The following is a 13,037-nucleotide window of genomic DNA, read 5'->3' as shown; positions in this document are numbered from 1 at the left end:
AGGCAGGTCGTTGGGATGGCGATCAGCTTAGCAGGTTTGGCTTATCTACCTTGGCACTGTGGCCGGCAGCCGTAGGGTGGGCGGGTTTCCCGCCCACGCGTTCAACCGGCATTGATGTACCACGGAGCAGGGGTGGTTTGAAAGCGTGGACGGCAGAGCCGTCCACCCTACGCCAGTCACAACAGCGAATGGGTGGGCCGTGACCCAGTACACAGACGAAAAAAAGGCAGCCCGCAGGCTGCCTCTCTTGTTGCCGAGCTTGTACTAAGCTCAACGGCCTTTCGAACGCAGACGCTGGATCGCCGCCAACTGCGCAATTGCCGCGGCCATTTCGGCCTGGGCTTTTGCGTAGTCGATCTTCGACTCCTGATTCAGCATCAGGTCTTCAGCCTGCTTCTTCGCGGACGTTGCCTTCGCTTCGTCCAGGTCGGCGCCGCGGATTGCGGTGTCGGCCAGCACGGTCACGCCGTTCGGCTGCACTTCGAGGATACCGCCGGCGACGAAGACGAACTCTTCACCACCACCGGCAACCTGGATGCGCACGGCGCCCGGGCGGATGCGCGTGATCAACGGGGTGTGCTTCGGGTAGATACCCAGCTCACCCGCTTCACCCGGCAACGCGACGAATTCGGCCTGGCCGGAGAAGATCTGCTCTTCGGCCGAGACGACGTCGACTTGAAATGTGTTTGCCATGTGTGTCTTTCAGTGGAAGAAAGCGACTTAACCAGCAGCCAGTTTCTTGGCTTTCTCGATAGCTTCCTCGATCGTGCCGACCATGTAGAACGCTTGCTCCGGCAGGTGATCCAGTTCGCCCGATGCGATCATCTTGAAGCCCTTGATCGTGTCTTTCAGCGAAACGTACTTGCCTGGCGCGCCGGTGAACACTTCAGCGACGTGGAATGGCTGCGACAGGAAACGCTGCATCTTGCGAGCGCGTGCCACGACCAGTTTGTCTTCCGGTGCCAGCTCGTCCATGCCCAGAATCGCGATGATGTCACGCAGTTCCTTGTAGCGCTGCAGGGTGTTCTGCACAGCGCGCGCGGTGGCGTAGTGCTCTTCACCGACGACGAGCGGGTCCAGCTGGCGCGAGGTCGAATCGAGTGGGTCGACTGCAGGGTAGATACCCAGCGAGGCGATGTCACGCGACAGAACGACGGTCGAATCCAGGTGAGCAAAGGTGGTTGCTGGCGATGGGTCGGTCAAGTCATCCGCAGGGACGTAGACGGCCTGGATCGACGTGATCGAACCGGTCTTGGTCGAGGTGATGCGCTCTTGCAGACGGCCCATCTCTTCGGCCAGCGTAGGCTGGTAGCCCACTGCCGATGGCATACGGCCCAGCAGTGCCGAAACTTCGGTACCGGCCAGGGTGTAACGGTAGATGTTGTCGACGAAGAACAGAACGTCCTTGCCTTCATCACGGAACGCTTCCGCCATGGTCAGACCGGTCAGCGCGACGCGCAGACGGTTGCCTGGTGGTTCGTTCATCTGACCGTAGACCATTGCCACTTTCGAGTTGGCAGGGTTTTCCAGGTCGACGACTTTTGCATCGGCCATCTCGTGGTAGAAGTCGTTACCTTCACGGGTACGCTCACCCACGCCGGCGAACACGGACAGACCCGAGTGTGCCTTGGCGATGTTGTTGATCAGTTCCATCATGTTGACGGTCTTGCCGACGCCGGCGCCGCCGAACAGGCCGACTTTACCGCCTTTGGCGAACGGGCAGACCAGATCGATGACCTTGATGCCGGTTTCCAGCAGGTCGGTCGATGGCGACAGTTCGTCGTAGGCTGGCGCGTCACGGTGGATCGACGCCATGCGCTCGTGGCTGACCGGACCGCATTCGTCGATCGGGTTGCCCAGCACGTCCATGATGCGGCCCAGGGTCGGGGTGCCGACCGGGACCATGATTGGCTTGCCGGTGTTCTGGATGATCATGCCACGGCGCATGCCGTCCGAGCTGCCCAGAGCAATGGTACGGACCACGCCGTCGCCCAGCTGTTGCTGGACTTCCAGGGTCAGATCCGAGCCTTCCATTTTCAGTGCGTCGTACACTTTCGGCATGGCATTACGTGGGAATTCCACGTCAACCACTGCGCCGATACACTGAACGATTTTGCCATCAGCCATGTTCGTTCCTTCAGATATTTAGTTAAATTCTTTTTTGCTTTGATCGGTTGGGGACAGCGTGCGAGCCAGGCCCGCTTGACGCCATCCCCACGGGCGGCGCTGTTAGACTGCTGCTGCGCCCGACACGATCTCGGAGAGTTCTTTGGTAATCGCCGCCTGGCGGGTCTTGTTGTAGACCAGCTTGAGGTCGCTGATGACACTGCCGGCGTTATCGCTCGCGGCCTTCATTGCAACCATGCGTGCCGATTGCTCGGACGCCAGGTTTTCTGCCACTGCCTGGTAAACCAGCGCTTCCACGTAACGCACCAGCAGCTCGTCGATGACGACCTGTGCTTCCGGTTCGTAGATGTAGTCCCAGCTGGTGGCGCCTGCATCGGCTTTCAGCGAATTGGCTGACAGCGGAAGCAGTTGCTCGACCACGGTTTCCTGTTTCATCGTGTTGATGAACTTGGTGTAGCACAGGTAGACAGCATCGAGCTTGCCTTCCTGGTACGCGTCCAGCATCACTTTGACCGGTCCGATCAGCTTGTCCAGTTGCGGTGCATCGCCCAGCTGCGTGGCTTGCGACACCAGCTTCATGCCGACACGGTTCAGGAAGCTCAGGCCCTTGTTGCCAATGGCAACTGCCTCGACGCGGTTGCCCGCCTGTTCCTGTTCGCGCGCCTTGACGGTTACCTGGCGCAGGATGTTGGTGTTCATGCCGCCGCACAGACCCTTGTCGGTCGTGACGACGATGAAACCAACTGCCTTTGCCTGCACGTCCTTGGCTTGCGCCATGAATGCGTGCGTGTACTCCGGGTTTGCAGTGGCCAGATTGGCGGTGATGTTACGAACCTTGTCACTGTAGGGACGGGCGGCGCGCATACGTTCCTGCGCCTTGCGCATTTTCGATGCGGCGACCATTTCCATCGCCTTGGTGATCTTCTTCGTATTCTCTACGCTCTTGATCTTGCCACGAATCTCTTTGCCTGCTGCCATGAGTCCTTACTCCTTCCAGGCACCGGCATCGCCGTCAGGCGACGCCGGCCCACAGATTAATATGCGCCGGATTTCTTGAAATCAGCAACGGCCGCGGCCAATGCTGCTTCGCCGTCTTTGTCCAGTTGCTTGGTTTCGTCGATCTTCGCCAGCAGCGCTGCATGGCCCGACTTCAGGAAGGCGTGCAGGCCGTGCTCGAATGGCAGCACTTTCTTGACTTCGATATCGTCCAGGTAGCCCTTGTTGACGGCGAACAGCGATGCGGCCATCAGCGAGGTCGACAGTGGCGAGAACTGTGGCTGCTTGAGCAGTTCGGTCACGCGCGCACCGCGGTCCAGCTGCTTGCGGGTCGATTCGTCTAGGTCCGATGCGAACTGCGCGAACGCAGCCAGTTCACGGTACTGGGCCAGGTCGGTACGGATACCGCCGGACAGGTTCTTGATGACTTTGGTCTGAGCAGCACCACCGACGCGCGACACCGAGATACCGGCGTTGATCGCAGGACGGACACCGGCGTTGAACAGCGACGTTTCCAGGAAGATCTGGCCGTCAGTAATCGAGATCACGTTGGTCGGCACGAATGCCGAGACGTCGCCAGCTTGCGTTTCGATGATCGGCAGTGCGGTCAGCGAACCGGTCTTGCCGGTCACGGCGCCGTTGGTGAACTTCGACACGTAGTCGGCGTTCACGCGTGCTGCGCGCTCGAGCAGACGGCTGTGGAGATAGAACACGTCGCCTGGGTACGCTTCGCGGCCTGGTGGACGGCGCAGCAGCAGCGAGATCTGGCGGTAGGCAACTGCCTGCTTCGACAGATCGTCGTACACGATCAGTGCGTCTTCGCCGCGGTCGCGGAAGTATTCGCCCATCGCGCAGCCCGAGTAGGCCGAGATGTATTGCATGGCGGCCGATTCCGACGCCGATGCAGCAACAACGATGGTGTACTCCATCGCGCCGTGCGTTTCCAGCGAGCGCACGATGTTCTTGATGGTCGATGCTTTCTGACCGATCGCGACGTACACGCAGGTCACGCCCTGACCTTTTTGGTTGATGATCGCGTCGACTGCAACAGCCGATTTACCGGTCTGGCGGTCACCAATGATCAGCTCACGCTGGCCACGGCCGATCGGCACCATTGCGTCGATCGATTTGATACCGGTCTGCATTGGCTGCGAGACCGATTCACGCGCGATAACGCCTGGCGCAATCTTTTCGATTGGCGAGGTCAGCTTGGCGTTGACAGGACCCTTGCCGTCGATCGGCTGGCCCAGTGCATTGACGACGCGGCCGCACAGTTCAGGACCGATCGGCACTTCCAGAATACGGCCGGTGGTCTTGACGATGTCGCCTTCCGAGATGTGCTCGTAAGCACCCAGGATGACCGAGCCGACCGAGTCGCGCTCGAGGTTCATGGCCAGGCCAAAGGTGTTGCCTGGGAATTCCAGCATCTCGCCCTGCATCACGTCCGACAGACCATGGATGCGGCAGATACCGTCGGCGACCGAGATCACCGTGCCTTGATTGCGAACGTCAGCCGAACTTTCGAGGCCCTGGATCCGGCTCTTGATCAGTTCGCTGATTTCAGATGGGTTAAGTTGCATGCTTGCTAACTCCAATTATAGTTTCTTGATGCGTAGGGCAAGGGCGGGAACGCCGGCGCGTGCCAGTCGATACGTCGTATTTAGTTGGCCAGCGCAACGTGCATCCGTTGCAGCTTGGCGCGAACCGAGGTATCGAGCACTTCGTCACCGACGACCACGCGCACACCACCGATCAGCGAAGGATCCACTGTTACCGTTGGGTTGAGCTTGCGGCCAAATTTCTTTTCCAGCGTGGCGACCAGCTGCGCCAGCTGGTCGGCCGAGATCTCGAACGCGCTATGGATCATCGCATCGGCAGCGCCCTCGTTCGCGTTTTTCAGGAGCGCAAACTGGGTGCTGATCTCGGGCAGCAGGTTGATGCGGCCGTTCTGGGCCAGCATCGCGATAAAGTTCTTCGCTTCAGCATTCAGCGGCGACTTGACCAGGGACGCAATCGTGTCCGCCAGTTGTGCGTGCGTGACGATCGGGTTGCTGGCGAAGGTCTGCACGTCGGCACTGGCGCCAATCTGGCCCAGTTCCGACGCGATGGCCGAGTACGCGTTCATGTCGCCGGTTTGGGCGACACGGAACAGCGCTTCGGCGTAGGGGCGGGCGACGGTTGCGAGTTCTGCCATGATCAGAGCTCGGTCGACAGTTGCGACAGCAGGTCGGCGTGGGCCGCTGCGTTCACTTCACGCTTCAGGATCTGCTCGGCGCCGGCGACCGCGAGGGCGGCAACCTGGCCACGCAGTGCTTCGCGTGCGCTGTTGACTTGCTGCTCGGCGTCAGCCTTGGCGGCGGCAACGATACGCGCGCCTTCATCGGCGGCAGTACGCTTGGCTTCTTCGATAATCACAGCAGCGCGCTTTTCAGCGTCGGTGATGCGTTTCTGGACTTCGTCACGGGCGCCAGCCAGTTCGGTCTGGACACGCTTTTCAGCAGCAGCCAGATCGGCCTTGCCACGGTCAGCAGCAGCCAGGCCACTTGCAATCTTCGCGGCGCGCTCATCGAGCGCCTTCATCAGTGGCGGCCACACGAATTTCATCGTGAACAGTGCCAGGATGAAGAAGACCACGAACTGAGCAAACAGGGTTGCATTAATGTTCACGGTTTTTTCCTTCTTACAGAAACACGGATGCCGAACCAGGAATGGTTCGGCCCTTCAAGACATCGAGAGCCGATGGCTTAGACGACTGGTGCGACGAATGGGTTGGTGTACGCGAACAGCATAGCGATACCAACACCGATCAGGAATGCAGCGTCGATCAGACCAGCCAGCAGGAACATCTTGGTCTGCAGGGTGTTCATCAGTTCTGGCTGACGTGCGCTGGCTTCCAGGTACTTACCGCCCATGATCGCGATACCGATACAAGCACCGATAGCGCCCAGGCCGATGATCAAACCGCAAGCCAGTGCAACAAAAGAAAGGTCAGTCATGTGTAACTCCAAAAGTTAAATTGAAAACTAGATTAAAAACTACAACTTCTTTACAACCACTATCTTGTTCGATGCTTGCGGCGCCGATCAGTGGCTATCGTGAGCCTGACCGAGGTACACCAGCGTCAGCATCATGAAGATGAATGCCTGCAGGAGTACGATCAGGATGTGGAAGATCGCCCAGATGGAACCGGCAATGACGTGGCCAACAAAACCAAAGATGGTGGCCGATCCGCCCAGCAGTGCGATCAAGAGGAACAGCAGCTCACCGGCAAACATGTTGCCGAACAGTCGCATACCGAGCGACACCAGTTTTGCTGCGTATTCAATGATGTTCAGGAGCAGGTTGAACGGCGCCATCCAGATACCGAACGGTGCTGCGAACAACTCGTGGATCCAGCCGCCCAAGCCCTTGATCTTGATGCTGTAATAGAACATCAGTGCCAGCACGCCCAGAGCGATGCCCATCGGGCCATTCAGGTCGGCGGTCGGTACCACGCGATGATACGGGAAGATATGTTCCACACCAAAGAAAGCAAATGCCCACGAGAACATGTCGACTGGCAGCAAGTCCAGCGAGTTCATCAGCGCAACCCAGACGAATACCGTCAGAGCAGCAGGGGCGATGAAGCTGCGATCGCCATGGACGATCGACTTGGCCTGGTCATCGACCATTTCAAACAGCATTTCGACGAAAGCCTGGAAACGACCTGGCACGCCAGCGGTGGCTTTGCGCGCGGCAGACCACATCACCAGGCAACCGGTGATGCCCATGGCGATCGACCAGAACATGGTGTCGTAGTTGATGATCGAAAAATCAACCGGACCTACCTGGTGACCGTTCGACAGGTGACCAAGGTGGTGCTTGATATATTCTGATGCGGTGGGCGCGTGCGCTGCGCCGTCAATTGGAGTCGCCATGTCGTCAATGCCTAAATAATAAGATGATGTAACTTTTCAGCGCCACGATGAACCCGACGATCAATGCCAGCCAGTTCAGATCGCGGTACAGCCACGCCGTCGCGCCCAGAAGCGCCAGCGTCAATGCAATCTTTACGAATTCCCAGATGAAAAATGTCGCGGGACTTGCTCGTCCACTCGCGGACGCCGCAAACAAGCGCACTGCCATGATCCCGTTGGGTACGACACAACACAAACCACCCAGCACAGCCGACACCATCGCAGGCCATCCCCCCAGAAGCGCGGCAATGATTCCGGCGACGACTGTTGCAATCAATTGCAGGGAAACGATGCGCAGCATATTTTTTGGTCTTCTCGCTGCCGCTATGGACGTACTACGTGGTGGTAATTACATGAATCGCCGGAATTATAAGTGGTTATACGGATGTGAGTCAAACGATTCCCTACTTATAACTGCTCTGTAAAGATGACGAAAATGTGACACGTTGCTGGTGGATAGCGCATTATTTTCAACAACTTAACGCCAGATGGTGTAGGCAGTGGTTGTCACATTGCAGGGTAGCCGGGTCACCGGCTACCCTGCCTGCAGCCCCCTGCCGGTCAGCCGCGCAGGCGCGCCAGCACCCCATCGAGGATGTCGAGGTCGGCGAAATCGATGATCATCTGGCCCCTGCCCTTCGGGCCCATCTTGAACACGACCGGGGTGGCAAGCTTGTCCGACAGCTCTTCTTCGAGCCGCACGATGTCGCCTGACTTGTCTTTCGCACGGGCGGCTTGCGCCGGGGCGTTGTGTTCATCGAGCGCGCGCGTAACGAGTTTTTCCGTTTCGCGCACCGACAGCCGCTTGGCAATGACCTGGTTGGCCAGCGTGATCTGGTGGGCGCTGTCGACCGCCAGCAAGGCACGGGCGTGCCCCATGTCAATGTCGCCGGCCATCAGCATCGTCTGCACCGGCGGTGCGAGGTTAATCAGGCGCAGCAGGTTCGATACCGCACTGCGTGAGCGGCCTACCGCGCCGGCCGCCTGTTCGTGCGTGAAATTGAAATCCGAAATCAGGCGGTTGATACCCTGCGCTTCTTCAAGCGGGTTCAGGTCTTCACGCTGGATGTTCTCGATCAGCGCCATCGCGGCTGCAGCCTGGTCGTCGACGTCGCGCACCAGCACCGGGATTTCATCCAGGCCGGCCATCTGCGCCGCGCGGAAGCGCCGTTCGCCGGCGATGATCTCGTAAGGTGTGCTGCTACCCGGCGGCAACGGGCGCACGAGCACCGGTTGCATGATGCCCTGGGTTTTGATCGATGCGGCCAGTTCCGACAGGCTCACTTCGTCCATGCGCGTGCGGGGCTGGTACTTGCCGGCCTGGATCTGGGTCACGGCAAGCACGGACGGCGTGTTCGGCGTGGCCGGTGCGGCGTCCAGGTCGCCGCCAAGCAGGGCGTCGAGGCCGCGGCCCAGTCCCTTGAGTTTTTTGGTTGCCATCTCTTTGTCAGCTTTGTGATTGATTACATGGTCTTGATACGCTGGACCATCTCAGCACCGAACGCGATATACGCCTGGGCGCCTTTCGAGGACGGATCGAACGTCACGCCGGGGATGCCGTACGACGGCGCTTCGGCCAGCCGCACATTGCGCGGAATGATCGTCTTGAACACCTTGTCGCCGAAATGCTGCTCGAGCTGGCCCGAGACCTGCTGCGACAGGGTCATGCGCGGATCGAACATCACGCGCAGCAGACCGATGATCTTCAGGTCGGTGTTCAGGTTGGCGTGCACCTTCTTGATCGTGTTGACCAGGTCGGACAAGCCTTCGAGCGCATAGTATTCACACTGCATCGGGATGATCACGCCGTCTGCGGCGCACAGGCCGTTCAATGTCAGCAGCGACAGCGCGGGTGGACAGTCGACCAGGATGAAGTCGTAGTCATCGGCCACCGCAGCCAGCGCTTCCTTCAGGCGCCGCTCGCGGTTCTCGAGCGCGACCATCTCGACTTCGGCGCCAGCCAGCTCGCGGTTGGCGGGCAGCACATCGAAGCGCCCTGCTTCCGAGCGCACGCGCGCCGTGGCCACATCGGACTCGCCCAGCAGCACCTGATAGATCGACGCTGCCAGCTCGGCCTTGTTGATGCCAGCGCCCATCGTGGCATTGCCCTGCGGGTCGAGGTCGACCAGCAGCACGCGCTGGTCCAGTTTGGCCAGGCCTGCGGACAGGTTGACGCTGGTGGTGGTCTTGCCTACTCCACCCTTCTGGTTCGCAACGCAAAAAATCTTCGCCATCTTTTCCTTTCCTGGATGCGACTACAAGGCATCATATCGCTCATACAATAAAACCGTTTCATTGGTTTATATGAGATAAACGATATAAACTGTTTATACGGTTAATACAGATAATACGATTAGTACAGTTCGTATAATTTATATTATATGTACTATTGGTAGCTTTTAGGCGGCTCGCTCGATGAATACCAAGTGTCGCTCTGCCTGCAGTCTTGGCACCCATAACGGTTGCAGATCCACGACTTTCCAGTCCTGTGGCAAGCGCTCGCGCTCCTCGCTCGGCGCCACGCCTTTCAACGCAATGAATTTGCCGCCGTCGGCCAGCAGATGGCCCGACCAGTTGACGAAGTCGGACAGATCGGCAAACGCACGCGAGGTGATCACGTCGAATGGTTCGCTCACGACCAGGTCCTGCACTTTCATCGTGTGCACGCTGACATTGGTCAGCTTCAGCTCTGCTTTCACCTGGTTCAGGAATGCGGTTTTCTTGTGCACGGTGTCGATCATCGACACGTTCATGTCTGGCCGCACGATCGCCAGGACAATGCCTGGCAATCCGCCCCCTGCCCCCACGTCCAGCACATTGCGGGCATCGGCAAACGCCGGTACCGCCGCGAGCGAATCGAGCAGATGGTGCGTGACCATCTGCTGTGGATCGCGCAGCGACGTCAGGTTGTAGACAGCATTCCACTTGTTCATCAGCGCCAGATAGCCCATCAGCTTGGTCTGCTGCTCGGGCGTGATGGCCAGCGTCATGTCCTTGATGCCCTGGTCCAGCACGGCCGCCAGTGCATCGTGATCGAAGTTGTATTTCATTCGGCCACCTCGGCTGCGGCAGTTGCAAAGCCTTTGGCGCCCCGTTTTTTCAGCGTCACCAGCAGCAGCGAAATCGCGGCCGGGGTTACGCCCGAAATGCGCGAGGCCTGGCCCAGGGTTTCAGGCCGCTGCTTGTCGAGCTTCTGGCGTACTTCGAACGACAGCGCTTCGATATCCAGATAGTTCAGGTTCTCGGGCAGCTTCATGTTTTCGTAGTGATCGTGACGCTCGACTTCACGCGCCTGGCGATCGATGTAGCCGGAATATTTAAGTTGAATCTCGACCTGCTCTTTGACAGCGGAATCCTCAACGCCGGGACCCGCCAGGCTCTGCCCTTCGAGACCACGCATCGTCATCAAGGTGTCGTAGTTCACGCCCGGTCTGCGCAGCAGATCGGCCAGATTGTATTCGCGCTCGAGTGGCTGGCCGACAATACGCTCCGACTCGGCCGCTGCCAGGATGCGTGGGTTGACCCAGACCGAGCGCAGACGTTCCAGTTCGCGTGCGACGGATTCGCGCTTGGTCTCGAACGCCGCCCAACGCGCATCGTCAACCAGACCAAGACTGCGGCCAATTTCGGTCAGGCGCATGTCGGCATTGTCTTCACGCAGCGACAGGCGATATTCGGCGCGGCTGGTGAACATGCGGTATGGCTCGGCTACACCTTGCGTCGTCAGGTCATCGACCAGCACGCCAAGGTACGCTTCCGAGCGACCCGGTGTCCAGGCATCTTTGCCCTGTGTTTGCAGCGCGGCGTTCAGGCCTGCCAGCAAACCCTGGGCCGCCGCTTCTTCGTAGCCGGTCGTGCCGTTGATCTGGCCGGCGAAGAACAGACCCTTGATCGACTTGGTTTCCAGCGATGCTTTCAAGCCGCGCGGATCGAAGTAATCGTATTCGATCGCATAGCCGGGCCGCAGGATGAACGCGTTTTCCATGCCGCGCATCGAACGCACCAGGGCCAGTTGCACGTCGAATGGCAGGCTGGTCGAGATACCGTTCGGATAGAACTCGTTGGTCGTCAAGCCTTCCGGCTCAAGGAAGATCTGGTGCGATTCCTTGCTGGCGAAGCGGTGGATCTTGTCTTCGATCGACGGGCAGTAGCGCGGACCGACGCCCTCGATCACGCCGGTGTACATCGGGCTGCGGTCCAGCCCGGCGCGGATGATGTCATGCGTGCGCTCGTTGGTGTGCGTGACCCAGCATGGCACCTGCTTCGGATGCATCGCGACATTGCCCATGTACGAGAACACCGGCACCGGATCGAGGTCGCCCGGTTGCTCGGTCAGCAGCGAGAAGTCGATGCTGCGGCCATCGATGCGCGGCGGTGTGCCCGTTTTCAGGCGGCCTTGCGGCAGCTTGAGTTCCTTCAGGCGCGCCGACAACGAGGTCGCCGGTGGATCGCCAGCGCGGCCGCCGGCATAATTTTGCAGGCCGACGTGGATTTTCCCGTCGAGGAAAGTACCGGCGGTCAGCACAACTGCGCGCGCACGGAAACTCAGACCCACTTGCGTGACGGCGCCGACGACACGGTCGCCCTCGACGATCAGGTCTTCGACGGCCTGCTGGAACAACCACAGGTTCGGCTGGTTTTCCAGGCGCGAGCGAATCGCTGCCTTGTACAGTACGCGGTCGGCTTGGGCGCGGGTGGCACGCACGGCCGGACCCTTCGATGAATTCAGGATCCGGAACTGGATACCCGCCTCATCGGTGGCAATGGCCATCGCGCCGCCGAGGGCATCGACCTCCTTGACCAGATGTCCTTTGCCAATGCCGCCGATCGACGGATTGCAGGACATCGCGCCCAGGGTTTCAATATTGTGCGTTAGCAAAAGGGTCTTTTGACCTGTGCGTGCAGACGCGAGTGCAGCTTCGGTACCGGCATGGCCGCCGCCGACGACGATGACGTCGAATTCAGTTGGAAATAGCATGATGGGATGTGAGGCGAGGAGACTAATGCGCGATTATAGATTCTTTTCCAGCGCCTGATTCTTCGAGCGCCAGAAAACGACGAATTTTGTTTCACGTGGAACGTCAGTCAAATGAGCGTGACGATTGTTTCACGTGGAACGTCGCGACTGTTGAAGCCGGGTTAACCCGGCTCCACGATGTTTCACGTGGAACAATGGGGACTACCAACCCAACTTTGTGAAGGAATCGTAGGCAGTCTTGATAATCAACGCGCTGACGACAAACAGGAAGACCTTGCGCACGAAGCCGCTGCCATACTTCATTGCGAGTCGCGTGCCAGTCAGTGACCCTACGATTTGGCAACCCGCCATCATCAGTCCGAGTTGCCACAGAATATGGCCACTGTAACCGAACCATATCAGCGCCGAGAAATTGCACGCCACGTTGACGATCTTCGCCGCGGCTGAAGCACTCAGGAAATCAAAGCCGAAGAAACGCACGAACAGGAAGATCAGGAAGCTGCCGGTACCGGGACCGAAGAACCCATCGTAGAACCCGATCGCTGCGCCAATCCCGATGGCCCAATACCGCTCGGCCAGACCGCTGTGCACCGGAGCGTGCACGGACCCAAGGTCTTTCTTCATGAAGGTGTAGACCGCCACCGCAACGAGGATGACCGGCAACAAGGCGCGGACGAAATCGGCAGGCACGCGCGTTACCGTCCAAGCGCCAGCGAACGACAATAGAAATGCAGCGGCGGCTGCCGGAGCGGCGGTACTCCACGCTACCCGCACGCGCCGCGCGTAATCCAAGGCGGCCGAACCTGTGCCGAAGATTGCCGCAAGCTTGTTGGTACCGAGGATGGTTGCCGGCGCTTCTTTCGGCAACAAGGAGAACATCGCGGGAAGCTGGACCAGGCCACCGCCGCCGACAACGGCATCGACCAGGCCGGCGGCGAACGCGGCGCCGCCGAGCCAAACAACATCAATCATGGAAAGGA

At 59.3% G+C, this 13,037-nt stretch carries 14 protein-coding genes; all 14 read right to left on the bottom strand.

Annotation, left to right across the window (positions count from 1 at the left end; translation table 11 throughout):
* Positions 1–270 precede the first annotated feature (270 nt).
* The gene (locus tag AC56LW_RS13075) at positions 271–693 is read right to left on the bottom strand and encodes a F0F1 ATP synthase subunit epsilon (protein WP_183554845.1); all 423 of its coding nucleotides are present in this window, start codon (positions 691–693) and stop codon (positions 271–273) included.
* Positions 694–720: 27 nt separating this feature from the next.
* A complete protein-coding gene (gene atpD, locus AC56LW_RS13070; RefSeq protein ID WP_091869718.1) occupies positions 721–2,127 on the bottom strand; it encodes a F0F1 ATP synthase subunit beta in 1,407 nt (468 codons plus the stop codon).
* Positions 2,128–2,229: 102 nt separating this feature from the next.
* The gene (atpG, locus tag AC56LW_RS13065; protein ID WP_183554849.1) at positions 2,230–3,105 is read right to left on the bottom strand and encodes a F0F1 ATP synthase subunit gamma; all 876 of its coding nucleotides are present in this window, start codon (positions 3,103–3,105) and stop codon (positions 2,230–2,232) included.
* A gap of 56 nt (positions 3,106–3,161) precedes the next feature.
* Positions 3,162–4,703, bottom strand: coding sequence for a F0F1 ATP synthase subunit alpha (gene atpA, locus AC56LW_RS13060; RefSeq protein ID WP_183554851.1), 1,542 nt, complete (start codon positions 4,701–4,703; stop codon positions 3,162–3,164).
* An 80-nt stretch (positions 4,704–4,783) separates the two neighbouring features.
* Positions 4,784–5,317: a F0F1 ATP synthase subunit delta gene (locus tag AC56LW_RS13055; protein WP_258836932.1), complete on the bottom strand. Its 534-nt coding sequence runs from the start codon at positions 5,315–5,317 to the stop codon at positions 4,784–4,786.
* A gap of 2 nt (positions 5,318–5,319) precedes the next feature.
* Positions 5,320–5,790, bottom strand: coding sequence for a F0F1 ATP synthase subunit B (locus AC56LW_RS13050; RefSeq protein WP_258836931.1), 471 nt, complete (start codon positions 5,788–5,790; stop codon positions 5,320–5,322).
* A 77-nt stretch (positions 5,791–5,867) separates the two neighbouring features.
* Positions 5,868–6,119: a F0F1 ATP synthase subunit C gene (gene atpE, locus AC56LW_RS13045; protein WP_370660592.1), complete on the bottom strand. Its 252-nt coding sequence runs from the start codon at positions 6,117–6,119 to the stop codon at positions 5,868–5,870.
* Positions 6,120–6,206: 87 nt separating this feature from the next.
* On the bottom strand, positions 6,207–7,040 hold the full coding sequence (atpB, locus tag AC56LW_RS13040; protein ID WP_332531175.1) for a F0F1 ATP synthase subunit A: 834 nt from the start codon (positions 7,038–7,040) through the stop codon (positions 6,207–6,209).
* A gap of 4 nt (positions 7,041–7,044) precedes the next feature.
* Positions 7,045–7,380: an ATP synthase subunit I gene (locus AC56LW_RS13035; RefSeq protein ID WP_258836928.1), complete on the bottom strand. Its 336-nt coding sequence runs from the start codon at positions 7,378–7,380 to the stop codon at positions 7,045–7,047.
* A 260-nt stretch (positions 7,381–7,640) separates the two neighbouring features.
* The gene (locus AC56LW_RS13030) at positions 7,641–8,519 is read right to left on the bottom strand and encodes a ParB/RepB/Spo0J family partition protein (RefSeq protein ID WP_499634867.1); all 879 of its coding nucleotides are present in this window, start codon (positions 8,517–8,519) and stop codon (positions 7,641–7,643) included.
* Between the two features lie 23 nt (positions 8,520–8,542).
* On the bottom strand, positions 8,543–9,313 hold the full coding sequence (locus AC56LW_RS13025; protein WP_332531178.1) for a ParA family protein: 771 nt from the start codon (positions 9,311–9,313) through the stop codon (positions 8,543–8,545).
* 165 nt (positions 9,314–9,478) lie between these two features.
* A complete protein-coding gene (rsmG, locus tag AC56LW_RS13020; RefSeq protein WP_332531179.1) occupies positions 9,479–10,129 on the bottom strand; it encodes a 16S rRNA (guanine(527)-N(7))-methyltransferase RsmG in 651 nt (216 codons plus the stop codon).
* Positions 10,126–12,057, bottom strand: a complete 1,932-nt coding sequence (mnmG, locus tag AC56LW_RS13015) for a tRNA uridine-5-carboxymethylaminomethyl(34) synthesis enzyme MnmG (RefSeq protein WP_499634864.1) — start codon at positions 12,055–12,057, stop codon at positions 10,126–10,128. Before mnmG ends, rsmG begins: the two co-directional genes overlap by 4 nt.
* Positions 12,058–12,258: 201 nt before the next feature.
* Positions 12,259–13,029 (bottom strand): sulfite exporter TauE/SafE family protein, encoded by a 771-nt coding sequence (locus AC56LW_RS13010; protein ID WP_499634861.1) that lies wholly within the window; start codon positions 13,027–13,029, stop codon positions 12,259–12,261.
* Positions 13,030–13,037: the final 8 nt, after the last annotated feature.

It is taken from the genome of Telluria sp. LT2P80, assembly GCF_059685955.1.
The sequence above is the reverse complement of the archived record's forward strand: the minus strand, read 5'-3'. Positions and strand labels throughout refer to the sequence as shown.

Bases quoted from the DNA above. Each gene is read 5' to 3' on its own strand.
- AC56LW_RS13075 (WP_183554845.1), bottom strand. From the start codon at position 693: ATGGCAAACACATTTCAAGTCGACGTCGTCTCGGCCGAAGAGCAGATC.
- atpD (WP_091869718.1), bottom strand. From the start codon at position 2,127: ATGGCTGATGGCAAAATCGTTCAGTGTATCGGCGCAGTGGTTGACGTG.
- atpG (WP_183554849.1), bottom strand. From the start codon at position 3,105: ATGGCAGCAGGCAAAGAGATTCGTGGCAAGATCAAGAGCGTAGAGAAT.
- atpA (WP_183554851.1), bottom strand. From the start codon at position 4,703: ATGCAACTTAACCCATCTGAAATCAGCGAACTGATCAAGAGCCGGATC.
- AC56LW_RS13055 (WP_258836932.1), bottom strand. From the start codon at position 5,317: ATGGCAGAACTCGCAACCGTCGCCCGCCCCTACGCCGAAGCGCTGTTC.
- atpE (WP_370660592.1), bottom strand. From the start codon at position 6,119: ATGACTGACCTTTCTTTTGTTGCACTGGCTTGCGGTTTGATCATCGGC.
- atpB (WP_332531175.1), bottom strand. From the start codon at position 7,040: ATGGCGACTCCAATTGACGGCGCAGCGCACGCGCCCACCGCATCAGAA.
- AC56LW_RS13035 (WP_258836928.1), bottom strand. From the start codon at position 7,380: ATGCTGCGCATCGTTTCCCTGCAATTGATTGCAACAGTCGTCGCCGGA.
- AC56LW_RS13030 (WP_499634867.1), bottom strand. From the start codon at position 8,519: ATGGCAACCAAAAAACTCAAGGGACTGGGCCGCGGCCTCGACGCCCTG.
- AC56LW_RS13025 (WP_332531178.1), bottom strand. From the start codon at position 9,313: ATGGCGAAGATTTTTTGCGTTGCGAACCAGAAGGGTGGAGTAGGCAAG.
- rsmG (WP_332531179.1), bottom strand. From the start codon at position 10,129: ATGAAATACAACTTCGATCACGATGCACTGGCGGCCGTGCTGGACCAG.
- mnmG (WP_499634864.1), bottom strand. From the start codon at position 12,057: ATGCTATTTCCAACTGAATTCGACGTCATCGTCGTCGGCGGCGGCCAT.
- AC56LW_RS13010 (WP_499634861.1), bottom strand. From the start codon at position 13,029: ATGATTGATGTTGTTTGGCTCGGCGGCGCCGCGTTCGCCGCCGGCCTG.